29 protein-coding genes and 1 tRNA gene are annotated in these 23230 nt (G+C 67.5%); 8 read left to right on the forward strand and 22 right to left on the reverse strand.

Going from position 1 to position 23230, the window contains the following annotated elements:
- Positions 1 to 9 precede the first annotated feature (9 nt).
- The 5 genes from VGN74_RS03910 to copC form a co-directional block, all read right to left on the reverse strand.
- Positions 10 to 597, reverse strand: a complete 588-nt coding sequence (locus tag VGN74_RS03910) for a sigma-70 family RNA polymerase sigma factor (RefSeq protein ID WP_327446048.1) — start codon at positions 595 to 597, stop codon at positions 10 to 12.
- A gap of 7 nt (positions 598 to 604) precedes the next feature.
- Positions 605 to 1042 (reverse strand): periplasmic heavy metal sensor, encoded by a 438-nt coding sequence (locus VGN74_RS03915; protein WP_327446049.1) that lies wholly within the window; start codon positions 1040 to 1042, stop codon positions 605 to 607.
- Positions 1039 to 1314 (reverse strand): hypothetical protein, encoded by a 276-nt coding sequence (locus tag VGN74_RS03920; RefSeq protein WP_327446051.1) that lies wholly within the window; start codon positions 1312 to 1314, stop codon positions 1039 to 1041. The genes VGN74_RS03915 and VGN74_RS03920 overlap by 4 nt, the downstream gene beginning before the upstream one ends.
- Before the next feature lie 128 nt (positions 1315 to 1442).
- Positions 1443 to 2348 (reverse strand): copper homeostasis membrane protein CopD, encoded by a 906-nt coding sequence (gene copD, locus VGN74_RS03925; RefSeq protein ID WP_327446053.1) that lies wholly within the window; start codon positions 2346 to 2348, stop codon positions 1443 to 1445.
- A gap of 1 nt (position 2349) precedes the next feature.
- Complete coding sequence (gene copC, locus VGN74_RS03930) at positions 2350 to 2703, reverse strand: copper homeostasis periplasmic binding protein CopC (RefSeq protein ID WP_327446054.1); 354 nt, start codon at positions 2701 to 2703, stop codon at positions 2350 to 2352.
- A 577-nt stretch (positions 2704 to 3280) separates the two neighbouring features.
- Between copC and VGN74_RS03935 the strand changes: the two genes are divergently transcribed.
- The 3 genes from VGN74_RS03935 to VGN74_RS03945 all read left to right on the forward strand — a co-directional run bounded on the left by VGN74_RS03935 (position 3281) and on the right by VGN74_RS03945 (position 5783).
- A complete protein-coding gene (locus tag VGN74_RS03935; RefSeq protein ID WP_327446055.1) occupies positions 3281 to 3754 on the forward strand; it encodes a hypothetical protein in 474 nt (157 codons plus the stop codon).
- Positions 3755 to 3950: 196 nt separating this feature from the next.
- Complete coding sequence (locus tag VGN74_RS03940; protein WP_327446056.1) at positions 3951 to 4376, forward strand: hypothetical protein; 426 nt, start codon at positions 3951 to 3953, stop codon at positions 4374 to 4376.
- Positions 4377 to 4580: 204 nt separating this feature from the next.
- Positions 4581 to 5783 carry a hypothetical protein gene (locus tag VGN74_RS03945; protein ID WP_327446057.1) on the forward strand — a complete coding sequence of 401 codons (1203 nt, stop codon included), beginning with the start codon at positions 4581 to 4583 and terminating at the stop codon, positions 5781 to 5783.
- Positions 5784 to 6043: 260 nt separating this feature from the next.
- On the opposite strand, the gene VGN74_RS03950 is transcribed toward VGN74_RS03945, so the two are convergent.
- A complete protein-coding gene (locus VGN74_RS03950) occupies positions 6044 to 6943 on the reverse strand; it encodes a LysR family transcriptional regulator ArgP (RefSeq protein ID WP_327446058.1) in 900 nt (299 codons plus the stop codon).
- Positions 6944 to 7011: 68 nt separating this feature from the next.
- On the opposite strand from VGN74_RS03950, the gene VGN74_RS03955 reads away from it, so the two are divergent.
- From VGN74_RS03955 to VGN74_RS03970, 4 genes are all read left to right on the forward strand, one after another.
- The gene (locus tag VGN74_RS03955; protein ID WP_327446059.1) at positions 7012 to 7635 is read left to right on the forward strand and encodes a LysE/ArgO family amino acid transporter; all 624 of its coding nucleotides are present in this window, start codon (positions 7012 to 7014) and stop codon (positions 7633 to 7635) included.
- A gap of 26 nt (positions 7636 to 7661) precedes the next feature.
- A complete protein-coding gene (locus VGN74_RS03960) occupies positions 7662 to 8342 on the forward strand; it encodes a B3/B4 domain-containing protein (RefSeq protein WP_327446060.1) in 681 nt (226 codons plus the stop codon).
- 89 nt (positions 8343 to 8431) lie between these two features.
- Positions 8432 to 9307, forward strand: coding sequence for a dihydrodipicolinate synthase family protein (locus tag VGN74_RS03965; RefSeq protein WP_327446061.1), 876 nt, complete (start codon positions 8432 to 8434; stop codon positions 9305 to 9307).
- A gap of 283 nt (positions 9308 to 9590) precedes the next feature.
- A complete protein-coding gene (locus tag VGN74_RS03970) occupies positions 9591 to 9890 on the forward strand; it encodes a hypothetical protein (protein ID WP_327446062.1) in 300 nt (99 codons plus the stop codon).
- Positions 9891 to 10022: 132 nt separating this feature from the next.
- On the opposite strand, the gene VGN74_RS03975 is transcribed toward VGN74_RS03970, so the two are convergent.
- From VGN74_RS03975 to VGN74_RS03985, 3 genes are all read right to left on the reverse strand, one after another.
- Positions 10023 to 11342 (reverse strand): type II toxin-antitoxin system HipA family toxin, encoded by a 1320-nt coding sequence (locus VGN74_RS03975; RefSeq protein ID WP_327446063.1) that lies wholly within the window; start codon positions 11340 to 11342, stop codon positions 10023 to 10025.
- A complete protein-coding gene (locus VGN74_RS03980) occupies positions 11339 to 11683 on the reverse strand; it encodes a helix-turn-helix transcriptional regulator (protein ID WP_327446064.1) in 345 nt (114 codons plus the stop codon). The genes VGN74_RS03975 and VGN74_RS03980 overlap by 4 nt, the downstream gene beginning before the upstream one ends.
- A 597-nt stretch (positions 11684 to 12280) precedes the next feature.
- Positions 12281 to 12469, reverse strand: coding sequence for a helix-turn-helix transcriptional regulator (locus tag VGN74_RS03985; RefSeq protein ID WP_327446675.1), 189 nt, complete (start codon positions 12467 to 12469; stop codon positions 12281 to 12283).
- Between the two features lie 96 nt (positions 12470 to 12565).
- Here VGN74_RS03985 and VGN74_RS03990 point away from each other — a divergent pair, with 96 nt between their 5' ends.
- Positions 12566 to 13378 carry a hypothetical protein gene (locus tag VGN74_RS03990; RefSeq protein WP_327446065.1) on the forward strand — a complete coding sequence of 271 codons (813 nt, stop codon included), beginning with the start codon at positions 12566 to 12568 and terminating at the stop codon, positions 13376 to 13378.
- Positions 13379 to 13430: 52 nt separating this feature from the next.
- Here the strand turns inward: VGN74_RS03990 and traI are convergent, their stop codons facing one another.
- The 13 genes from traI to VGN74_RS04055 form a co-directional block, all read right to left on the reverse strand.
- The gene (gene traI / locus VGN74_RS03995; RefSeq protein WP_327446066.1) at positions 13431 to 15395 is read right to left on the reverse strand and encodes a TraI/MobA(P) family conjugative relaxase; all 1965 of its coding nucleotides are present in this window, start codon (positions 15393 to 15395) and stop codon (positions 13431 to 13433) included.
- On the reverse strand, positions 15392 to 15745 hold the full coding sequence (locus VGN74_RS04000) for a plasmid mobilization protein (protein WP_327446067.1): 354 nt from the start codon (positions 15743 to 15745) through the stop codon (positions 15392 to 15394). The genes traI and VGN74_RS04000 overlap by 4 nt, the downstream gene beginning before the upstream one ends.
- Before the next feature lie 221 nt (positions 15746 to 15966).
- Positions 15967 to 16329, reverse strand: coding sequence for a TraK family protein (locus VGN74_RS04005; protein ID WP_327446068.1), 363 nt, complete (start codon positions 16327 to 16329; stop codon positions 15967 to 15969).
- A 182-nt stretch (positions 16330 to 16511) separates the two neighbouring features.
- Positions 16512 to 16703, reverse strand: a complete 192-nt coding sequence (locus VGN74_RS04010) for a helix-turn-helix domain-containing protein (protein WP_327446069.1) — start codon at positions 16701 to 16703, stop codon at positions 16512 to 16514.
- A 119-nt stretch (positions 16704 to 16822) separates the two neighbouring features.
- The gene (locus VGN74_RS04015) at positions 16823 to 17458 is read right to left on the reverse strand and encodes a hypothetical protein (protein WP_327446070.1); all 636 of its coding nucleotides are present in this window, start codon (positions 17456 to 17458) and stop codon (positions 16823 to 16825) included.
- 4 nt (positions 17459 to 17462) lie between these two features.
- Positions 17463 to 18599 (reverse strand): tyrosine-type recombinase/integrase, encoded by a 1137-nt coding sequence (locus VGN74_RS04020; RefSeq protein WP_414643521.1) that lies wholly within the window; start codon positions 18597 to 18599, stop codon positions 17463 to 17465.
- 206 nt (positions 18600 to 18805) lie between these two features.
- Positions 18806 to 18895 (reverse strand) — tRNA-Ser (locus VGN74_RS04025).
- Between the two features lie 79 nt (positions 18896 to 18974).
- Positions 18975 to 19934, reverse strand: coding sequence for an NUDIX hydrolase (locus tag VGN74_RS04030; RefSeq protein WP_327446072.1), 960 nt, complete (start codon positions 19932 to 19934; stop codon positions 18975 to 18977).
- A 2-nt stretch (positions 19935 to 19936) separates the two neighbouring features.
- Entirely contained in the window at positions 19937 to 20530 is a 594-nt protein-coding gene (locus tag VGN74_RS04035; protein WP_327446676.1) for an HD family hydrolase, read from the reverse strand.
- A 160-nt stretch (positions 20531 to 20690) separates the two neighbouring features.
- Positions 20691 to 21515, reverse strand: a complete 825-nt coding sequence (locus tag VGN74_RS04040) for a methyltransferase type 11 (RefSeq protein ID WP_327446073.1) — start codon at positions 21513 to 21515, stop codon at positions 20691 to 20693.
- Positions 21516 to 21560: 45 nt separating this feature from the next.
- The gene (locus VGN74_RS04045) at positions 21561 to 22430 is read right to left on the reverse strand and encodes a MoxR family ATPase (RefSeq protein WP_327446074.1); all 870 of its coding nucleotides are present in this window, start codon (positions 22428 to 22430) and stop codon (positions 21561 to 21563) included.
- 73 nt (positions 22431 to 22503) lie between these two features.
- Positions 22504 to 22716 carry a hypothetical protein gene (locus VGN74_RS04050; RefSeq protein ID WP_327446075.1) on the reverse strand — a complete coding sequence of 71 codons (213 nt, stop codon included), beginning with the start codon at positions 22714 to 22716 and terminating at the stop codon, positions 22504 to 22506.
- Positions 22713 to 23177 carry a hypothetical protein gene (locus tag VGN74_RS04055; RefSeq protein ID WP_327446076.1) on the reverse strand — a complete coding sequence of 155 codons (465 nt, stop codon included), beginning with the start codon at positions 23175 to 23177 and terminating at the stop codon, positions 22713 to 22715. Before VGN74_RS04055 ends, VGN74_RS04050 begins: the two co-directional genes overlap by 4 nt.
- Positions 23178 to 23230 lie beyond the last annotated feature (53 nt).

Raw genomic sequence — 23230 nt, forward strand, 5'->3', positions numbered from 1 at the left:
GACCAGGGACTATCCCTCGCGACCCCCGGTCGCAGGCAACGGCGACCCAGCGTCAAGCTGCGCCAGAAGGGTCCTGCGCGCCCGCGCAATTCGAAGCTCGACCGCCTTGGGCGACACGCCCAGAATGCCGCCGATCTCGGCATGGGAGCGACCTTCAAGCGCCGCCAGCAGCAGCGGCGCCCGTTGGGCGTCCGGCAGGCTGTGCAGGGCCGCCTGGAGGCGGGCCATGCGCTGGCGGTCGTCAACGTGATCCTCGACGCCCGGGGCCGGATCACCAACCCGTTGCGCCTCCGGCGCATCGAGCCCGATCACGCCCCGGATCATCCTGCGGACCCGCCGGCGACGGCTCCAGTCCCGACACCTGTTCAGCGCGATGGTTCTGATCCAGGCCCCGAAAGGTCGCGTCGAATCGTATCGGCCAATCGCCAGCCAGGCGGCGGCGTAGGTGTCCTGGACCAGATCCATCGCCTCATCCGGATCGCCGACGTAGCGCAGCACGAGACGATAGAGGTCGCCCTTCGTCGCCGTCATCAACCGGGAAAACGCGCCCGGGTCCCCGGCGGCGGCCCGGCGCTCGTCGGTGTCTGCGCGCTCCACGCTCGCGTCAGTCAGCGTCGGCGCGAAGGGCCTCGACCACGGCGCGGTCGAAGGCTTCTGCCTGCGTCGGCGTCAGGACGCTGCGCATGTCGAACACATGGCGGATGGTCGCCATCTGCAGGTCGCCCATGGCGGTGTGGAAATGCTGGACCGCAGCCCGGACCTCGGCCGTGTCTCCCCGACTCTCGGCGATGGCGGCGGACAGTTCGGCATTGGCGGCGCGGACCTCTGCTTCGAGCGGGACGCGCTCCCGTGCGTAGGCGGCCTCGATCTCGTCGAGACGTCGCGTCTGTTCGGGGCTGAGATCGAGTTGCTCGTGGACGATCCGGTGCAGATCGGCGGGCCGCGCCCGCTCGGTCTGCCACGTCATGGCGCCCCAGGCGGCGGCCGCGCCGATGGCGGCGGACAGGATCGCGGTGACCAGGGTGGACTTCAGGCCGCTCATCCCAGGGCGCTCCGCAGATCGAGCGGCGCGGCGGCGACCCGGGGGCTGAACACGGCCAGATCACCACCGGCCGGCTTGGCGGGCGGCACGATCTGGCTGCCCATCACGCCGCCGACCAGAGCGGCCACAGCCAGCGCCGACAGCCGCAGACGCGCCTCGCGCCCTTTTGCCCGTCTGAGCGCTACGCGCGCCCAGACGGCGTCTTCCAGTGTGTCGAGCCGCGCCCCGCCGGGCGTCGGACCGTCGGCGATCAGTCGGTCCAGGTCAGCCATGCCGATCCTCGTCCTGTCTTGCCGTTGTCATACGCAGGCGGAAGCGCGTCCCCTCGCCGGGGGGCGCCACCCTGCCAGCCAACTCAAGCCTATCTGTTACGAGCCGGGGCCGGGAGGGCGTCTCGACCTCACAGTGCGACCGGGGGCATCTGGATACCCATCACGGCGACAAGTCCCAGAAGGACGACGCCCGTAGTGAGCTCCAGGCCGATGCTGACTCTCAGCTTTCGCATCGCCGGCGCCGTTTCCCCGCCCGCAGCGACCGCGGCCGCGAGCGCGGGGGTCAGACTGTACCGATTGTGGGCCGCCAGACCGAGCATCACGGCAAACAGCGCCAGCTTGGCGAGCAGCAGCCCGCCCCAGACCGAACCCGGCAAGCGCGACGCGCCATCCGGCCCGATGAGAAATGCGGCGTTGACCAGTCCGCTGAGCGCCAGGGCGACGACGGCGGCCGTGCCGACGCCGGCGAACTGCGTCAGCGCTCCCGCCGTCGCCACGCTATCCGGTCCCTCCCGTGCGAGCCTGAGGCAGAAGCCGACCAGTGCGCCCAGCCAGACCGCAGCGGCGACGGCATGGACGATATCGGCCAGCAGGTGGATCACCCCCGCCGGCCCCTCGCTGGAGGCCCCGTGGCCGCTCCAGGCGAAGCTGGCGGTGGCGCCGGCGAACGCCACAACCGCCAGCCGGCGTGCGCGCGGATCACCGCGGCCGAGCAGGAGGAGGGCGCCCCCCGCGAGAGCAAGGGTGGTGCGCACCCCGTGGGCGAGGCCGGGACCAGTCGACTGGAGAACATATCCCAGCGCCGGAAGGCTCAGCGCCGCTGTCCAGCCCCCGGCCATCAGCGCGGTCTGGGCGACCAGTCCGGCGGCGGCGGCGCAGGCCAGCAGCCCTCCCGCCGCGATGCCCGTACGTCGCGCCAACGACGATGAACCGCCGCGAACGGCGTACGCCTCGAACAGGGGCAGTCCCAGCGCCACGGCGGCCGCTGCGAACTGCAGCCAGCGCAGTATCACCAGGGCCGGCTCGACCTGCATCTCAGCGGACGGTGAAGCTGTAGTCGCCCGTCATGCGATGACCGTCAGCAGCGGCGATGGCCCATGTCACGCGATAGGCGCCGGCCGGCAACGGCGTCGCGACGGTCGCGACCAGCGTCTTGCCGTCCTGCGACACGCTGCGCGTCGCTGGCACGGTCCGGCCCTGTCCGTCCCGGATCTCGACCGTCGAAAACGGGGCCGCGAACCGCTCGCTGAAGGTCAGGCTGACCGTTCGGGGCGCCGCCACCGTCGCGCCGCTGGCCGGCGTTGCGGACAGTAGGCGCGCATGGGCCTGGGCGGACGCCGAAGCCAGGGCCGCCGCTGCGATAACGACCGGAGCGAAAAGGTGCTTCATCGATACTCCCTCGATGTTGCTTCTACGCCGCCCGGCAGCCTGCCCCTCATCGGGTTAGCCCTTCGTTGAGCGGCCGCTCGGCAAGCGAGACCGGGAGCGGCGCAGGCCTAAGCGGACGTGGCATGCCATGACGCCTCCGGCAGCCGCCCGGTGTATAGCCGACATGCGGGAGCGCGAGCGCACGCGCCAACTGCATAAAGCGGACCTGCCGAACGTCGAAAATGAGCCCAAAGGCGACACGCCGTTGGCCGGCCCCGCCAGAGTCCGCCATGGGCTCATAGCGGCGGTTCCGAGCGTCCGCTCCAGGAGCGGAATTCCAATCATCCGGTTGGCAGAACTGACCGTCGGCGAGGGACTCTCGCACGCTCTTCTGCCCGTTCAGCGACCTGTGGTAAGCACGGACCAGAGGTGGGCCTACTCAGAGCCGGGCGCGGATGACGTGATCTGACCGCTGCCGGTCGACCCCTTGACGCCTCGGTCGGCGACAGTTTCAGTCAAGCTGTTTCTCACCGGCCCGGGCGCTCCAGGCGAGACCAATCCCCGAGGCAATCCACAGTTCGAGCTGCAGGCTTATTCCATGAGCAAGGGTCTGACATTCCGCTCGCTGGCCTTTGCGGGCGCAATCCTCTTCTGTCTTGATACTCCAGTTGAGGCGCAGCAGGCCGACGGCGGCGCCTCACGGGCGGTCGTCAGCCGGGTCCAGTTCATCGGGCCAATGATCACACTGGACGAGGTCTTTCGCGAAGGCGTCAAGCGGACGGCGCGGCGGGTGACGGGCGTGGAAGGCTGCCGGGCCCCCTGTACCCCGCTTGGGCCCGGGATGCGGGTCACCGTGGTAGGCCACTCTCACTTCCGGGACACCAAGGAAATGGATCGCGCCATGCGCTCGCAAATCCGGGCCAATCTGGTTCGGGATCTGCTCGTGGAAGGCGGCATTCCTGCAGACCGCGTCTGGACGATCGCTTGCGGTGATGCGGTCGCGTGGGCGGTGAACGACGAGCGGGTCGAGATCGTGGTCGAGCCGGAGACCGCGCAACCGACCTGCGGATGAAGCAAGGGCGACGCTGGCATTTCCGTGGAAGCCAGCGCGCAGCCCTCCTCAGCTGACAGGCCTTGTTCGACAAGTCGTCTGAACGGCTGAGGCGCCGGACCTCCAGGCGCAACATGACGCAATCTGACGCGCGTCCCGGTCAACCTTGACGTTTTGGACAAGGCCGGTTCCAGTCACGGTCGGTAGGGGGGAAGAAATGTCGGTCGCACGGACTATCGTGGCCTTTGCAGCGGCCCCCTTCGCCTCCGGTTTCGCATTGGGAGCGACCCTTAGCGCCTCGTCGGGCGCAGAGCCGGCGTCATGGTTCTTCGGTGCGCTCGTCTACGCGTTTTTTGGTCTTCTGTTCACCGTTCCGGCCGCCGTGATCGGAGGCCTGCCGTCATTCCTGATTCTGAAAGCGTTCCGGCGGGACAGCCTGCCGTGGTTCGTGGCGGCCGGCGCGATCGTCGGGCTGCTCTCCGGGGGGCTCATCCTCGCCAGCGGCGGAACCCCGGACGAACAGAGAGAGCCGGGCTGGATCCTGTTGCTGATGACGACGGGCGCGGGCGCGGTCGGCGGCGCGGTCTTCGGCCTGGTCCGTGGCCCCTCCAGATCATGGAGCAAGGCCTTGCATGTTCCTTGAGCTACTTGCCAGTCTCCCGAAAGGGGGGCGGACCCAGGGGCCTGTCGAATGGCGGGCGGCCTCTTCAGGGCAGATCGCGCGCATCGAAGCGGCCCCGGACCGATCCGCAACGACCCGGAGCAATGAGTTCCCGCCCCCAGAACAGAGATTGATCCCCTCGCACTCCATCCGCCGACCTGTGGGCCGCATTCCGGAGCCAGTTGAATGAGACATCTCACACCCATCGCCCGCTCGCTTGCGATCCTCGCGATAACGTCGGCGGGGGCCGCAAGCTGGCCCGCGGCGGCGCAGCACATCGAGCCCCAGCGTCCCTCATCGACCCAGCAGCGGGGCAGCATCGGGCAGCCCTTCCCGGGCGTCGTCAAGGATCTTGAAGTGATCGGGCCCGATCGCTTCGTGATCACGATCAGTGATCGGCCCGTGGGCGGGTCCGAGCATGTCGAGATCCATACTCCGGAAGGGCCCGTTGGGCGTCCATTCGTGCCCGACGAGCGCAAGGTCTACGACATCGCGTCGACGCACGATGGGCGGTTCTGGGTCCTTTATTATTCGGCGGACGAAGTAAGCGAGTCCCAGGCGCCGGCGGCTGGCCTGAGGCTGCGGCAATTCTCGAGTGACGGCGAACCGGTGGGCGAGGCCATGCTCCTTACCGGGTCTTTGCTCACCGAGCCCGATGCATTCGATCAGCCTCGCAGGGGCATGATAATCCCGTTCCAAAGCGGAGCGGTCGCCGTCGCGTTCACAAGCTTCGTCTCCGGAACGCGAATGCACGAGCTGCACCTTGTCACCTTCTCTCCCGACGGGGCGGAAGGCTCAACCGATGTCCTCGAAGATCGGCTCACCCACATGCCGACGGTCGATGCCCTGCCGCTGGCGGACGGGGGCGCAGCCATGGCCTGGAGTTCAGGCAGTCCGATGGGGGAAAACCTCTACCTGACGATCCTCCAACCCGACGGCCAATGGAGCGATTCCGTCCAGTCGATCTGGGTGTCGTCAAACGGACGCGGCCGCGCCTTCAACCTCCGTCTGGCGCCGATCACGGGCAGCGATGACATCAGCGTCACTTTCACGGTCGGCGACGATCAGCTCTGGCAACGGTTCGACCAGAACGGCGTCGCGAGATCCGGCGTCGAAGTGTTGAACTCCACCGGAGCCCTGATCGAGCCGGTCAGGATCGATGAAGGACGCCTCGTCGGTCTTGCCGAAGGGCTCGACAGGCCGGCGGGTCTGTACACGGTTGCGCAAGGCGACGCGGATCTGGCCCAGGTTGAGTCCCTCAATGCCCGGATCACGGCGTTTGACGAAGAGGCCCGGGACAGCGTGGTGGTCGCAGTAGCGGTGCCTCCCCTGCCTGACGCCGCGGCCGAAGCGCCGACGTTTTCGTATCTGTATCGCATCGGGCGCTGAGCCCCGGGGCAAGTCGGGTTTCCTCTGTGGAGGTCATGATGTCTATAAAGTCGGGGACTCGCCGCTGGCAGCGACGGACAGACCCGCTTGCGCGAGGCCCGGGCTAACCACACCAGCCTGCCTTCTTCGACGGTGTCAGATTAGGCGGGATGCGCGACCAGCCAAAGGCGGCCATACGAGCTGACAGGTTGGTCTCCGCCGCCTCGACGCAATGTCTCCTTTTGAGCGCGGTCCCAGCGCCCGCTACTGGCGCGTTGCCGTCAGGCGGGATGTAGCCAGCCAGCCGCCGCAGCACGAACCGCCTTGGTCAGGTCTTCGATCAGGCGGGTGGTGATGCGCAGGTGCTGCCAGAAGAGCGGCACATCCACGATGAGGCCAGGAGCGAGATCAATCAGGCGGCCTGACGCGATCTGCGGAGCGGCAAGGCGTTCCGGCGTCAGGGACCAGGCGACGCCGGCCAGGGTGAAATCGAGAAACCCCTGAGTGGACGGCACCCAATGGGTAGGGCCTTCGATCGGGCGTCCGACGACCTTTTCGGTCCACTGTAGTTGCAGCCGGTCGCGTGGACTGAAACGGAGTACTGGCGCTTCGGCAAGCCGTGCGGCCGTCACGCCGTCTGGGAAGTAGCGATCGCGAAAGTCGGGCGTCGCGGCGGCCACGTAGCGAAGCGAGCCCAACGGCAGGGTGCTACATCCGGCGACAGCCTTTCCGGCGGTCGTCACGGCGGCGATCACCTCGCCCGAACGCAGACGCTCGGCGGTGTCGGCCTCGTCGTCGAGCACCAGGGACAGGGTGTTCGGCTGGGCGGCGGCGAAGCGGGCGGCCGCGCCAGCGAACCATGTGCCGAGGCTGTCGGCGTTGAGGGCGATCTTCAAGGTCGGGCGCGCGCCGCCGAACGCGGCGGCCCAGACGGGATCGCCCGCCATCATGTCGTGCTCCAGAAGAGCCACCTGATCGAAGTGGGCCGCCAGCCGTGCCCCCGCCTCGGTCGGTCGGCACGGCGTCGCGCGAATGACCAGGGGCAGACCTAACCGCTCCTCCAATCCTTTCACGCGCTGGGACACGGCCGAGGGCGTGACCGACAAGGCTTCGGCGGCCGCATCGAAGGAACCGGTGCGGATGACGGCGGCCAGAGCGGCGAGGGCGGGATAGTCGAGCATTAGGTCTGCTAATCTAGCCTAAGCAAGATTAGTTCGGCTACGGCCCTACGCCATGCGATCAGCAGCCCATGATCGTTTCCATTCTTCCGCCCCTGGCGAAGGGTTTCGCCCTGTCGGCCAGCCTGATCGTCTCCATCGGCGCCCAGAACATGTTCGTGCTGCGGCAGGGGCTGCGGCGCGAGCATGTCCTGCCGGTCGTTCTGTTCTGCGCCGTGGCGGATTCCGTCCTCGTCATCGCCGGCGTGAACGGTCTGGGCCAACTTCTGGCGGCGGTTCCCGGCCTGTCGATGGCGTTGAGCCTCGGCGGCGCCGCCTTCCTGACCTGGTACGCCGTTGGGGCCTTTCGGCGGGCAATGCGCTCGGAGGCTCTGGTCGTTCAGGACGGCGCAGGTCTGTCGCTCGGGGCTGCACTGGCGGCCACCGCCGCCTTCACCCTTCTGAACCCGCATGTCTACATCGACACCGTCATGCTGATGGGGGCTGTCGGGTCCAGCCTGCCCGAGGGCCGGCGGCTGTTGTTCATCATCGGAGCCTCGACCTTCGCCGCTTTCTGGTTCGCAGCCATCGGTTTCGGCGCACGCTTTCTGGCGCCTCTCTTCGCCCGCCCGCTCGCCTGGCGCGTGCTGGATGTCGTCACGGGCCTGATGATGACCGTCATCGCCGTGGTCCTGGTGCGCGGCGTCTTCGCCTGAGGCCATTTCAGAACATTGAGGTCCCCATGAACCCGCCCGTCATCACCCCGGAAATCTACGCCCTGCGTCCGGATTTCGCCGCGCTCAGCATCCTTGTCGCTGGCGCGCGCAATGGGCCGAGCGATCCTTATGGCGTAGAACAGTTGCGTCTAGCGTGTGAGGCGCAGGAGCCTGAGTGGGCTGAGGCGCACCTGGACGCCTGGCGCGACGCCTACCGCGCCTTCGGCGCCAAGCCGCAGCGGACGCCATGCTCCGTGGAGGCCTTGCGCAAGCGGGCGCAGCGGGACGGGACCCTGCCGCCGATGAACGCCGTCGTCGATCTCTACAATGCGATCAGCCTCCGTTACGCCCTTCCGATCGGCGGCGAGGATGCGGACGCCTACGCCGGGATGCCCAGGCTGGTCGTCGCCCAGGGCGGCGAAGCCTTCGACACGGCCCAGAACGGCGAACCGAAGATCGAAGTGATTGATTCCGGCGAGGTCATCTGGCGCGATGATCGCGGCGCGACCTGTCGGCGGTGGAACTGGCGACAGGGCGTACGGACGCGGATCACCGACGACAGCACCGCCATGTGGTTCGTCCTCGAGTGCCTGGACCCCATGCCGATCTCGGCGCTGATGCGGGCGGGCGATGATCTGATCGCCGGGTTGAAGCGTCTCAGTTCATTGCTGCAGGTGAGCAGTCTTCTGCTTCAGCGTCCAGACTGATCGGCTGGACCGACACAAATTGAAGCCAAGCCTGATTTGAGCCGAGTGCCGCGCGGATCCTCATTGAGGCGATATTCTGGAGCAGAAGCGTGGCGCTGTTTTCGGGCCTTTCGGCCTTTCCCATCACCCCGATGACGTCGGAAAGCGAGATCATCGCGACCGACCTGCAGCGGCTGGTCCGACGCATCGAGGCGGGCGGCGCCGATTCCATAGGCCTGCTCGGCAGCACCGGGACCTATATGTTCCTGAGCCACGACCAGCGGCGACGCGCCGTGGCGGCGGCCGTTGAAGCCGTCGCCTCAATCCCGATCATCGTCGGCGTGGGCGCCATGCGGACCGACGAGGCCCAGGCCCTGGCGCGCGACGCGGCCGAGGAGGGCGCGTCCGGCCTGCTCCTGGCGCCGGTCAGCTATACGCCGCTGACGGAGGAGGAGGTCTTTCAGCACTTCCTCGCCGTCGCTTCCGCCACGGACCTGCCGCTATGCATCTACAGTAATCCTGGCACGACCAACTTCACCTTCAGGCCGGAACTGGTCGCCCGTCTGGCGGCGATCCCGACCGTGGCCGCGATCAAGCTGCCGCTGCCGGCGTCCGGCGACATCGCCGCCGACCTGGCGGCTTTTCGGCAGGCGGCGCCAAACCTGTCCATCGGCTACAGCGGCGACTGGGGCTGCAAGGCAGCGCTGCTGGCGGGCGCCGACTGCTGGTACAGCGTGGCTGGCGGGCTGTTTCCTGAACAAGCCGCCGCGCTCGCGGTGGCGGCTGTCAGAGGCGATCGCGAGAAAGCGGACCGATGCGACGCCGCCTTCGCCGGCTTGTGGGACCTGTTCCGTGCCCACGGCAGTCTTCGGCTGATGTATACAGCGGCGAACATGTTGGGCTTGACCGAAGCGTCGCCGCCGAAGCCGCTTCTGGGACCCGATGAGAAGCTGAAGGCCAATCTTGCGAAGGCTTTGCCGCTCTGAGACCGCGGGGGGCTAAATGCCCGGTTTCGGTCAGGGAGCCAAGGACCGCTTCTGGCGCGCTGAAGCCATCCAACAAGCCGCGCCGGGCGTCCGCCAAGGGTGGTTAGCGGATGTTCGTTCGCTTACAGATCGCCCCGCATTGGCGTAGCGATGGTGCATGAGCGATGCACGTTGACGTCTTTCTGAATGGTTCGAGGAGTTTTGGGGCGATGGGCTTCCTGCCAGCGGCGACGCCGATCTGTTTGATCGGTTCGGCATAGAGGGAGACGACGCCTCTGCTTTCATGGACGGCTTCCGGGATCGAGTCGGGATCGATGGCGAAAATTGTCTCTGGTATTTCCACCATCGTGAGGAGGGGACGAACTTCGGCGGCCTGTTCTTCGCTCCGCCCTATCGGCGTGTGCAGCGGATACCGATCACCCCCGACATTCTGATCAAGGCCATCGAAAGAAAGAGTTGGCCGCTAGAATATCCTCCTCATCGGGTGCCGACCGTGCGCTGGGACATCCGAATGAACCAATTGCTACTCGTGGTTCCTGTCGTCCTGCTGGTGCTGTGGCTTTCGCAACGTTTTGTCCGTTGAGGGTCGGGAGCGGACGTTTCGCCGACAAAGCCGCCAACGTCCGGTTCTTGGCGGCGAGGGAATGTCAGGAAATGGCGCGTTTGAGACGCTCTCGTGGGACGTTTCAAGTTGGCGCGCGCTCGTCCCGCGACGTCAGGTGTGTCGATCAGCCGGTGTGAGATCGAGGCGCAGGGCCCCGTTGATCCGCTGGGCGTCCGGCTCATGGACGCCGGCCTCGCTGGCATAGGTCGGCCAGTCGCGCACCCGCTCGGCGATCTCGCTGATCATGCCGAGCGCCCGGCGCCGCTTGAAGCCGCAGACGGCGCCGAAGGCGACCAGATCCTCCAGGTCGAACCCGTCGCGCTTGCCGTTCAGACTCATCTGATGGCGGCTGGTCCAGGCTCCGGATGGATTATAGGCGTAGGCGACGTCGAAGGCGGGAGACAGTCGCCAGGCGCCGGAGCGATCCATCAGGAAGGCGATGTTCTTCACATGGTCGTCCTGGTTGCGGATGAGCAGGTTGAGCACCGCGCGGCGGAACTGCTGTTCCATATCGACCGGCGGGAGGTCGAGCCGGCGGAGCGTCTCGATCGCCTGTTCGTAGCTGTAGGCGCCGGCGGCGTTGAAGTCGTAGTGCCGAAGCGCCGCAAGCGACTGCATATGGAGCTTCTTGCCGTCTTCGGTGCGGTCGAAGCGGTGGGTCATGAAGTGGCTGCGACCGCCTTCGTGGTGCAGGCGGCAGTCCGCCATGTCGATGCCCGCGTCGCGCGCCATCCGGAAGAAGGCGTATTCAATCAGGCCGAAGCCTTGCGGGTCCGCCAGTTCCTTGTCCCGGTTGTTGGTGACGCCGTCGAACTTCATCAGCCAGTAGGTGAAGCCCTGGTCGGCGGGAACCTGACCGGAGCGGAACTCCCCGGTCCCGGCGTTCCAGGCGAGGACGGCCTTGGCCCGTGCCCCGCCTGCCGAGGTGCCGACCCGCAGGATTTCCTCCAGCGTGTCGTGGTCGTCCTCGCCGCCGAGCACGCCGTGCATCCCCTCGCGCATCGACAGCACCTGATTGGCCAGGTCCACCAGGGCGGCGATCTCCACGCGGCGCGCGCGACGGGTTGTCTTAAGGAGCGTCGGATGGAACTCCAGCGCGCCCATGCCGCGCGTGCCGATGTAGCAGAGGCGCTCGACCGGATTGAACGAGGCGGCGTCGCGGTTCTGGCGCGCCAGCCAGGCGTCGATCAGGGCGTTTCCGAATTTGTCGGGCAGGGAGTCGGCCAGAAGCCCGGGCAGCCCTTTGAAGGCAGGCCTGGGCAATTCGGGAAAGGCGTAGGGCGCAACGCTCGGCGGCATCACCAGCGGGGAAAGCGCGATGCCGCTGGCCGCAAACTCGGGCGTATACTGGAAGACGGCGTGCCCCTGATCCTCCAGCCAGGTGACGGCGCCGATGTCCCGGCCCCACAGGCGGATGGTGGCGTCCGTCACGTGTCGTCGCCCCAGGTCCAGGGCGTCGCCTTGGCCACGCCATCACCGGTCGCCCGGCGGCGTTCGCGGGCCGCGGCCATGCGGACCCGGTCCACGGGCCGTACATCCGCGGGCGGGGCCAGGGCTTCGAGGCGGTCGCCCAGGTCCAGGGCTTCCATCACCCGGATCAGTGAATCCAGGGAAACATTATCTCCGGCTTCGAGACGGCGAAGGGTGTTGATCGAGACTGCGGCGGCGTCGGCGAGCTGGCGCTGGGTCAGGTTGCGGTTCAGCCTTTGCGCCGCCAGTCGTCGGCCGAGCGCCTCGGCCCGGGTGGCGATGTGGTTCAGAGGTTCCGGCATGGAAGAACCCTTATATGGGCACTGAATGCGCTGAGGTGGCGCTGCAACTCATATAAGGGTGTTTGTGACCCTCTGCAATGAGCGACTTATAAGAACCCGAATGTGAGCAGTTAAGGCGTTTTCGAGCTTTAAGGGGTCATATATGGGTGATTGTGATGTCATCAACGCTGATGGTCGCTTGCGCGATCAGGGTGAACCGAATCCGCCTGCGGCCTCGCCTTGCTCGGCTACTCTGTGAGGGGAGCCGCATCGTCGCATTCTGAGGCAATGCCTGAAGGCCACGAAACTGGAGGCGCTGAACCGCGGGCATGGTGCCCGCTGTCCGCCGCCATCCGAATGGTGGGGACGCGCAGCCGGTGTGAAGATGCCGGGCAGGGTAGGGAGGTTCCCGCCCCTTGGCCAGAGCGTGGCGATGAGCCGTCAAATGCCGGCCTGATGTTCCGACAAAGGTGGAGGTCGCCAATTGGCCAACCCGTCACGACGCGGCTCCGGCTTGGCGTCAGCTCGGCTGAGTGCGCGCTCCACGTCGCCTGTCTGGTTGCCCATCGTCACGACGGCGCCGCTCAGCCGTCCTCACTAACGGCTTGAGGCTGGTCATCAATCCGCCAGGAATGTCGCCGGGCTCACGTTGAGAGCGCGTCCCAGCTCTACGAGGGCAAGGACCCCGACGTTCCGCTCGCCTCTCTCGATGCCGCCAATGTAGTTCCGGTGCAGCCCTGACCGTTCGGCGAGCTCTTCCTGGCTCAGGCCGGCAGCCAGCCGTGCGGCCCTGACGCGCGCGCCCATAGCGATGAGGTCCGGAGCTTTGGCCACGACCTTGGTTGCGTCAGGCCAATCTTCGGGGCTACACACTATCGGTGTGAGTTGCGAGGTGGCGCGCTGATGGGTGAAACGGGCAGGGACGAAGAGGACGACGGAGCCATCGGCTCCCTGATCGGGCCGGGCTCGTATCTCGAGGGCGACCGCCTGAACGAGTTGCTCAGTCTGATCTCCATCGAGTTGATGCGGCGCGCGACCAAGATGGGGCTGGCCGACGACGGAGCCCGCGCGCTCCGCCAGGTGCTGCTGCTCTGGATGCGCAAGCTCCACTCAACCCCCTACGATCCGAGGCGGCTCGGGTTCTTCGTCTCTGAGTTTTCCGACCCGGACAGAAAGAGGGTCGAGCGGGGACTTGAAATGCTTGGCCAATGTCTGCCGATGGTCCGGCAGGACGGGTGGGCCGGGAAGATCGTGGTGGACCTCTCCCCATGGCTCAATGACACCGATGAACAGCTGATCGCCGACCTGCACCGGCAGTGGTTGATAGAACACGTCCGCGCCGTCCAGCAGGCCTGCCACCAGGCCGAGCTGATGATCGGACGCCATCTCGACCCGCAACTGCCCCAGAGCGAGCGCCCCGGTGTGCGTCCGCGGCTCACCCTGCTGCAAGAGCGATGGGACGACCTCCAGAACCGGCTGAGGCTGACGAGGGGCGACCATCTGGAGGAAGCGCTCGCTGACCCTTGGGCGCTCTACGACGAGGTCGCGGAGCTGGAGCATCTGCACGACTGCGTCATCGGCTTGCAGGCCGACCCCGACGCGACGCCCCTGCTGTTCTCGACGCTCTGGCAGCTGGAGGGGCCGTCGAAGCTCCAGGCGCTGTCGCTCTCAAGGGGGCGCGGGAAAGACAGACCTGACCTGATGCGAGTTTGTTGAGGTTTGCAGGCTGCAGGTCTGCGTAGCCATCAACCAGCGCAGCAGACCGCCCCTACCGCTCCATCCCCTGCGAACGCTCGCGTTCGGCATGGACGAAGCGCCCCCGCTCATCCGTGGCGACGTCCTGACCGATGATCCAGGTGCTGGCTTTGGCGGCCTGAGTGGAGCTGACCGGAAGGACCTGAATCTCGTTGTTGCGCCTTAGCAGCACCCCTTCGGAGCCATCGCTGAAGTGCCGCCGCCCGGCGTAGATGGCCCAGCCGGCGTCCTTTGGCGTCCAGAGTCGGTGGCGCAGGACGTCGGGAGCCTTGCCCACGAGGGCGTTCCGCTCCGCGATGTACCTGGGGGCGCCTGAAAGCTCGGGCTCCGGCGCGGGGGCGTTCTGCTGTTCTCTGGGGAGCGAGGCCTGGCGAACTCGCTCCAGCGCAGGATCAGCGAACTTCACCCGGTCGCCATACGCGATGGCGCACGCCACGACCGCCGCCTTGAAGGCGTCGCTGCCCGTGACGACAAAGGGCTGATCGCCGAAGCGCTCCACCGCCAGGCTCAGCGCGAAGCCGGCGGCTACGGCTTCGTCGGTATCGACCCGGATTTCCCGGGCGCGGTCGACGACCTTCCAGGTCCCCTTGACCAGGTAGGTCACGTCGCCGGTCCTGCTGACGGTACGCGCCCCCATCTGGTTCGCCTCGACGAAGCGTGTCCGGTCCGGCGCCGTCAGGCGGTTGGCGTAAGGACCGCTGCGAGCCCTGCTGGTCTGGCGAAGGAGACGCAGCGCCTGGTAGTCGCTGCGAATGGCCCGCTGATGGAGAAAGGCCGTCCAGTTGAGAAGGGGAGCGGCCCTGTTCGCTTCCGTGCGTTGGCGAGCGGTCTCTGCCTCTATCCCGGCGAGGTCTTCCGCCCGGCGCACGCGAAGGCCGTTGAGCTGCCGTTGCCGCAGCTCGGCCGTCAGATAGGGATCAGCAAAGAGGGCCTTTCGACGCTGCTCGAAGCGTTCAAGGACGGCGGCCCGGCTGGCCTTGCGTCTCTGATCGCTGAGCTGTTTGAGCCTCGCTCGATCCGCCTCGGCGGCCTCGCGCTGAGCCTTGTACTGGCGGTAGAGCTCGTCTGCCCCGCGTTGGCGCGGACCTGCGGTGTAGCCGGTAACGCCCTGCGAAAGCGCCTGGGCCCTGGCCGGCTCGAACGGTCCCAGACGGGCCGAGAGGGCCCCTGAAGACAGGCTGCGATCGACCTGGCTCGCCTTCAGGGCGGCGCTTCCGTCCGTTGCCATGATCACGAGGCCGGCGCCGCGGGGCTTGATGGCGAGCCCTACGCCCGCCAGCCCTTCATGGAGCGCCTGCCAGGTCCGCGCCTGTCCCGCTACGCCGAGGATGTCCGGCGTGCGATCCTTCACCCACGTCGCAAAGCTCTCGCGACCGGAGAAGATCTCCATCTTCTCCGCGCGGTCGATACGCGCCTCGATCCGGGCTTCCCGATCCGCAGATAGGCCGTGGTTGTCCCGCTGAAGCCCGTATCGGAGTTCGACCTCCCGGCACGCCTCCATGAGCCTTCGCATGTCATGGAAGGGCTCGACGTTGCGGTAGGTCGTCGGGTGGACCTTGTTGATGGCGACGTGGATGTGGAGGTTGTCCGTGTCGTCATGGATGGCCGATATCCGCTGATGCTCGGACAGGCCGATCGCGGCGACGAGGTGATCCTCGATGTCGCGCAGCTCATGTGGCCGCGGCCGCTCCCCTTCACGAAACGAGATCACCAGGTGGTACGACTTGTCTGACCGGGACCTCGTGTTCATCCGCTGGACGAGCTCGATGTCCTTCAGGGCCATCTCGATGTCGTCGTCCACGCAGTTGGTGACCCGGGCCGCCAGAACCCGTTCCCCGGTCCCCTCCTTGTCCACGACATAGCGGGTGAGGCGCTCGAAGGCCCGGGGGTCGTCCGGCGACTTCAGGTCGAGGATGTAGAGGCCAAGGCGCTTGAATGAGGCCGAGCCCGCCTTCTTGCAGATGCGGTGCGCGATCACAGGGCGCGCACCTTCGATCGCACCTCCTCGGCCACGCCTTCAATCTTCTCCAGCATCTGTCTGACCTCGGCCGTCGTCGCGCCCTCTGCGGGAAGCGCCCTGATCCAGCGGCTCAAGGCGCCGCCCACCCGGCCCAGCTCTGCACGAACCTCGATGAGCTCGCGCAACTGCGCCGGATCGAGCACCGGCTTGACCGTTGACCCCAGGCCCACACGCCTGAGGAAGACGCCTTTGGGCAGCCTGGAGGTCTCGGAGACGCGCTCGATGCGCTGCAGTTCTTCACTGTCGAGATAGACGGTGATCCGGTGCGCGCGCCGTTCAGCGTCCCTGGCGCGGCGGCGGTCAGTCATGGCCGCCCCCCTTCCGGCGGGAGCCGGCGTACGCCTCGCAGCGCAGGAACGCGGTGGAGCCTGTGGCGACTAACGCAGCAGAGGGGCGTCGAGACGCGTCAGCGTAAGAGACGTCTCTGTGCATATCCTGCCAGCAAAAGCAGGTGGAAACTTCCGGAATCTCTCGGAATCTTTCGGAAGCTGACTGGGTCAGACCATGCATCATGGACTTCTTCAACCTTCTAAAAGAGGCGCATTGTTTCGCCCACCTTCGCGCTGTCGCGCCGTGTTTCGCCTTGCTCGGCCGGAGCCGGGGGGCGGGCGCTGGGCGGACGTGGCGGCGGGGCTTCAGGCGGCCTTTGAGGGGCCGCGACGTCCGGCTGGGGCTTCCGCTTCGGGCGGTAGGGAGCTGGGCAGGCGTGCAGGCTGAAGCGCCGGACGTACTTGGCGAACTGCTGGTAGCTGAAGGGCAGCTGGCCGCTGATCTCGCGGAAGATCACGGTCAGGGTCGCCCCTTGGCGAAGGCGCGCCTCGACCTCCTCGCGCCGCTGCAGATAGGCCGCCCGGCCATTGCGTGAGGCCGGGGCTCGGGGCGGGGGCGTCATGGGCGCGCCTCCCTGAGGGTGAGCCGGCCTGGAGCTCGCCCGGCCGGACAGGCAGGTCGAGGCGGCGCCCGGAGGCCGGTAGGGGGATGGCGGGGCGCCAGGGAGCGCCGCCGCACGGTGGGTGACGGGAGAGAGGTCATCATCGCGTCCTCGCCCGGAGGCGAGGCTCCTCGTTTCAGGGCTCAGCGGACAGCCAGGCTCTCGAGCCAGCGGTCGACTTCGGCAGAGGCGATGAGGGTTCGCTTGCCGGCCTTGAGGATGCGGATGCGACCGGCCTTCACCTCTTCATAGAAGGTGCTGCGGCCGATCGAGCACGCGTGACAGAACTCGTTTACAGACAGGGCGACTTTGCCCGGGAAATTCTCAGACGCCATATGGACACCTCTGTGTTGCTAGAGGTCCAAGCGTATCCGGGCTGAGGTCGGGTGCGAGGGAAGTTTATGTCTGATCAGCCAGTGGCGCTTCAATTCGTTTCAGATTGGGACGATTAAACTCATCCGCGTGGCTTAACGGGCCAATCCACGCCAAACGTCTGACGCCCAAGCTTCGAAATTCTATGGTTTAGCTTGCCGTTCGGCTTTCCCTTCGGGGGGCTGAGGTGGGGCAGCATCTCGATCACCTTGTTGGACCATGCGTCGAGGGTGGGGTACCTCGCCCCGCCTTCATAGAGCCGCCTGAGCGCCAGCAAGAGCTCGGTGTTGGTCGCGTTTTTGGCGAGCGTTTTTCTCAGATTTGCGGACTCTCGCCCTTTCTCGAGTCCGTTGGCCAAACGCTTCAGTTTCTTGAGGTCGTTTTGCAGCTCAACTGCGATCTCCATCGCAGAAAGGCACATGAAGGCCGTTCTGTAAAAAATGTTTACGCTGCCATCCACTTTATTCAAGTAGTACGCTTCTTGGTATTGCAGATCCGATTTAAATCGTGCAAGCTCTTCAGCCTTGAAGTAGTAGTTATTTTTGCTCCTATCAGGCTCTCCGTGCTCCTCGATATGGCGGAGATAATCATCAAGAAGGACATTGCTATTCATTAGAGCCTTGTGAAGCTTGGCAATTTGATCTCGGTAGAGCTTCCTTACGTAAATTGCCTCTTCCACGCTCTGCGGTTGAAACGAGTACATTTCGGTGGGCTGCATCAGGTCACGCCTTGGTTGCAAAGCGCCACCATGTGTCCATGAGGTCTTTACGTTTCTCAAACAGGTCCCCGCGGCGGTAGGCCGCCTCGACCTTGTTCGCCACGGTGTGGGCCAGGGCCATTTCCACCACGTCGCCGGGCACGTCTGTGCATTCGGCGGCCCAGTCCCTGAAGGTGCTCCGGAAGCCGTGCGCCGTGATGTCGGTCCGCTTCATCCGCCGCAGCGTCGCCAGAAGCGCCATCTCGCTGAGGGGGCTGTCGGCCTTGCCGCCGGGGAAGACGTAGTCTGACGTCCGGATCTCGGCCATCGACGTGACGATCTCGCAGGCGCCGGGGCTGAGGGGAACGCGGTGCTCCCGCCCGGCCTTCATCCGGTCGGCGGGGATGACCCAGAGGCGGGCGTCCAGATCGATCTCGTCCCACCGGGCCCCGATCACCTCGTTGGTGCGGCAGGCGGTCAGGATCGCGAACTCAAGGGCCCGGGCCCCGATGCCGACCTGCTGGGGCAGGGCCTTCGTCATGAAGTCAGGCAGCTCGCGGTAGGGCAGGGCGGCATGATGCTCCACCTTGCGCACCTTGGCCTTGGCCGGGAGGAGCTTGTCGAGGTGGCCGCGCCAGCGGGCCGGGTTCAGGCCCTCGCGGTAGCCACGGACGGTCGCCCAGTCGAGGACCGTCTCGATCCGGCCGCGCACCCGGCTGGCCGTCTCTGACTTGGTGGTCCAGATCGGTTCGATGGCCTTGAGCACGAGGGTGGTGTCGATGGCTCCGACAGCGAAGTCGCCGAACACAGGATGGACGTAGGTCTCCAGGGTCGAGGCCCACTGGGCGGCGTGCTTGGGGTTCTTCCAGCCAGCGCGATTGGCCTTGATGTAGGCCTCGGCGGCGGTCCTGAAGGTGATGGTTCTGGCCGCCTCCAGCTTCTCGGTGGATCTGGAGGCGCGCCGCGCCTCGATCGGATCGATACCGTTGCTCTTCAGCTTGCGCGCCTCGAGCGCCCGCTCTCTTGCTTCGGCCAGGCTCACGGTTTGCAGTGAGCCGAGCCCCATCTCCCGCTCGCGCCCGCCCATTGCGTACCGGAAGATCCACGACTTCGCCCCGCTGCGGGTGACCTGCAGATAGAGGCCGCCGCCGTCGGCGTGCATGCCCGCCTCCTTGAGGCGACTGACAGCCAGCGCGCTCAGCCGATGCAGGTGCCGCATTTCCTACCCACGTTCCTACCCACGTTTGTAGGGCTGACTATGGGAGGCGTCGCCGATCGCGTCCAGATCGCAGCGGACGAAAAACTATTGATTAATCATGATGTTGCCCGACATTCCGGGCCGTTGTCGGTTGTCGCTGGATGGTGCGCTGGCGGAGAGGGAGGGATTCGAACCCTCGGTACGCTTTCACGTACGCCGCATTTCGAGTGCGGTACATTCAACCACTCTGCCACCTCTCCGCGCGCCGACAGGCCCTTGGGGCGAGTGAGACGCGGTGTGTAGTCAAGCGCGGCGCGCGCTGCAAGGGGTCTGTGCGGCTCAGCGCAACGCCGGCAGGGCGAGGCCCGGGGCGTGGCCGTCCTCGCGGGCGCCGAGGCGGGCGGTGAACAGCTCGGCGGGGCGACCGCCGGTGCCGGTGGTGGTGCGGCCGAGCGGGGCGACCAGGCCGGTGCGCTCAACGCCGCGGCGGAAGTTCTGCTTGTGCAGCCGCAGGCCCGAGACCGCCTCTGCGGCGGCCTGCAGCTGCGACAGGGTGAAGGTCTCGGGGGCCAGGTCGAAGAGCACCGGCCGGTAGCGCAGCTTGCTGCGCAGCCGCCCGAGGCCGGTGGCGAGGATGCGGCGGTGGTCGGACTCCATGGGCTGGCCCAGCAGCGGGGCTTCGGGCGCCCCGGAGGGTTCCGAACGGTCGCGGGCGGCCTCGGCCACCAGCCCGGCCTCGTAGAGCAGCTCGTAGCGATCCAGCACCGCGGCCTCGTTCCAGCCGGCGTCGTCCTCGAGGGCGAACAGGGCCTCGACGCGGCGGCGACGGCGCTCGCCCGGTTCGGCGTCGGCCCAGGCGCGCAGGCGCGGCGCGAGCACCTCGTCGATCAGGGGCGGCCGCCCGGCGCGCCGCGCCTCCCACGGGAAGAAGCTCTCGACCGGGCGCCAGCGGGCGTCGGCGCTGGGCGGGGCGAGGGCGTCGCGGGTCAGGCCCAGGTAGCTGACCGAGACCTGGCGCGCCGGATCGCCGGCCGGGGCGGCCCGCGGCGTGTCGCGGCCGGCGTCGCCGAAGGTGTAGAGCTGCTCGACAAAGCCGAGGCGGAAGCCGGTCTGGGCCGTGACGAAGGCGCGCAGGGCCAACTCGAAGGTGCGGTGCCGGGCCGGATCGAACGGGCCGAACGGCAGGCCGGGGGCGCCCTCCTGGGCGTGGGTGGTGAGCACCGACAGGACCGGCCCGTCGAGGACGAAGATCACGGCGGACAGGCCGATCCGGACCCCGATGTCGCCGCGCCCCGCCATGGCTACTCCGTATGCCAGGCGTCCGGGCCGGGCAGGAGGCCGCAGGCCTCGGCCAGCACCCGGTAGCGTTCGAGGTAGCGGGCCTGGGCCACGCCGGCGGGGAGGGGCTCAAGGGTCGACAGGGCGCCCGGCGGGGGCGGGCCGAACAGCTTGATCGCCTCGTCGTGGCCGAAGCCGGCCAGCTGGGTGGCTTCGAGGAAGGCGCAGGCCCGGTCGGCCTTCTTGATCAGGGTCTTGATCGGGGCAGGGGCCTTGGGCGGCAGGCCGAAGCGGACGTGGATGGCCGCCTCCAGCCGGGTCTCGAAGTCCTTGTAGCTCAGGCCCAGCGCCGCCTTGAACGGCGAGATCATGTCGCCGATGACGTACTCCGAGGCGTCGTGCAGCAGCGCCGCCAGCCGCCAGCGCGGCTCCAGCCCGGGCTTCAGATGGTGGGCGATCTCCTCGACGATGACGCTGTGCTGGGCCACCGAGAAGGGATGGTCGCCGATCGTCTGGCCGTTCCAGCGCGCCACGCGGGCGAGGCCATGGGCGATGTCCTCGATCTCGATGTCCAGCGGCGAGGGGTCGAGCAGATCCAGCCGTCGGCCCGACAGCATGCGCTGCCAGGCGCGCGGCGGCTGGGCGCGGGAGGCCGGCGTGCGGGCCGGCGACGGCTGAGGGGCGGGATCGGAGCGGGCGGGGCGAGCGGACACGTGGAGCGACACCGGAGACCAGATGGGCCCGTCAGGTGGCGCATCCGGCCGCGGGGATCAACGCCTATTCGCCCACGTTCAGGCTCACGAGCTGTTCTGCATCTTCGAAAACAGCGTCGGACTGACGGTCGCGGGTCTGCACCGTCGCCACCACCATCGGTCCGCCATTGGGGCCGCGGGCGTGATAGCCGACCGCGCGCCACCCGGCGCCGGACGGCTGGGAGTCGCTGAGGATGTAGGTGATGCGGATGGCGTCTGCGCCGGCGTTGACCCGGACCTCGGAGACGTCCTCGCGCGACTGGACTTCCACGGCCCCGCCGGCGCCGCCGATGCGGACGGACTGGCCATCGCCGCCGCTGTGCACCTCGACGCCGGCCACCGCCACCCGGCTGCCGTCGTCGCGGGCGCTGATCGAGACGCCGGGCAGCCGGACCTCCGCCGCGTCGCCTTCGGCGTGCACGGTCAGTCCGGGCAGCCGCACCTCGGCCGATTCGCCGGACATGGCCGGCGGCTCGGGCGGGTCGGCCGGCGCCGGGGGCTCCGGCTGGCTGGCGATGCGGGCGGCCGCCTCCGGCATGAGGTTGTGCAGCCGGGTTTCGAACGTCTCAAGGGCGACCGTGGCCTCTGTGCCCTCAAGGGGCACCAGATGCAGCACCACCTCGGCCCCGCGCGGGCCGCCATAGGTGCAGACGGCCCCGTCGGCGCTGGCCGAGCCCTTGCGGGTGAGGGCGCCGACGGTCTCCGGACACGTCAGGGCCTCCACCGCCTTGAGCACGCCGGACGTGGTCGTCGTCTCGCTGCGCTTGGTGATGCGCACCGTCGGCTCACCGCAGGCTGACAGGGCGACGAGGGTCGCGGCGCAGCCGATCACGATCACGGACCGTTTCATGGGGCTATCCTGCGCGCCTCGTCGTCGAACGCCAGTGAAATCGCGTTAACCGCCGGGCCGGGCGCCTTCGCGCCGGCTGAGGAAGGCGAGGCGCTCGAACAGGTGCACGTCCTGCTCGTTTTTCAGCAGGGCCCCATGCAGCGGCGGGATCAGCCGGTTCGGGGCGGTCTCGCGCAGCGCCTCCGGGGCCACGTCCTCGACGAGCAGCAGCTTCAGCCAGTCCAGCAGTTCGGAGGTGGACGGCTTCTTCTTCAGACCGGGCGTGTCGCGCAGTTCGTAGAACGTCTTCAGCGCCTCGGACACCAGCCGCGGCTTGATGCCCGGGAAGTGGACCTCGATGATCGACCGCATGGTCTCCTCGTCGGGGAACCGGATGTAGTGGAAGAAGCAGCGGCGCAGGAAGGCGTCGGGCAGCTCCTTCTCGTTGTTCGAGGTGATGACCACCACAGGCCGGCGTTCGGCGCGGATCGTCTCGCCGGTCTCCTGGACGAAGAACTCCATGCGGTCGAGTTCCTGCAGGAGGTCGTTGGGGAACTCGATGTCGGCCTTGTCGATCTCGTCGATCAGCAGCACCGGACGGACCGGGCTGGTGAAGGCCTCCCACAGCTTGCCGGGCTTGAGATAGTTGCGCACGTCCTGGACGCGCGGATCGCCGAGCTGGCTATCGCGCAGCCGGCTGACCGCATCATACTCGTAGAGGCCGTTATGCGCCTTGGTCGTCGACTTGACGTGCCAGGTGATGAGGGGCGCCTCGAGGGCCTTCGCCAGCTCGTAGGCCAGAACCGTCTTGCCCGTGCCTGGCTCGCCCTTGATCAGCAGCGGCCGTTCCAGCGCCACGGCCGCATTGACCGCGATGCGCAGATCCGGCGCAGCGATATAGGCTTCGGTGCCTTCGAACCGGGCAGTGGTCGACATGGGAGACTCCCTGTTGTGCCTCCCCGACCTACCCCAGCACCGCGCCGGTTAACAGTGATCAGTCGTCACGGCTTCAGGTGATGTGCTTGCCTGTGGCCGGGTCGCTGGCGGGGAAGGTCTCCTCGACCCCCTGATCGACGAGGGCCTCGCGGCGGGTCTCGGCATCCTGCTCCAGCTGGTCGGGCTTGCGGCCCGGAGGCAGGGGCTCGGCCGGCCGGCTCGGCGGCGTCGACGGGTCAGCGTCGCGGGCTTCGGGCGTCAGGGGCTGTCGCCGGGAGTCGGTCATTGGTCGGTCTCCTGTATCGGGGGCGAGGGGCGGGCGTCCGCAGCCGGGCCGGCATAGCCGAGCGCCTCGAGGTCATCGTCGTCCAGACGGCGGGACTCCCAGGGCGCAGCGCTGCCCCGGGCGCCCGGGGCGTCGGTCAGATCGCCGGCGTAGACCAGGTCGATTTCATCCGGACGACCCGTCTCGTCCGCCGGCGCCTCGAGCCCGGCGACGCGCGCCGCGTCCTGCCCCGGGCGTTCGTCCGCGCTGGGCTCGACCCCCTCGGCCGAAAGGGTGTCCTCGAGCGGCAGATCGTCGACCGGTCCGTCACCCGCGGCGCGGGTCACATCGAGAACGGCGGGCAACTCCTCGAAGGTGCGAAAGTCACTGGCGGGCGCGCCAGCCCCGGCCGGATCGAAATTGTCCTCGTCGAAAACCTCCGACTGGTCCTGCTCGTCGCGGTCGGCTCCGGTGTCTGTCATGGCGATGTCCTTCATGAGGAAGGGGAACGCCATCGGCCGCGGGCTGTTCCGCC

Origin of the sequence: Brevundimonas sp., from assembly GCF_035998205.1 — a bacterium.
Taxonomy (GTDB): domain Bacteria; phylum Pseudomonadota; class Alphaproteobacteria; order Caulobacterales; family Caulobacteraceae; genus Brevundimonas.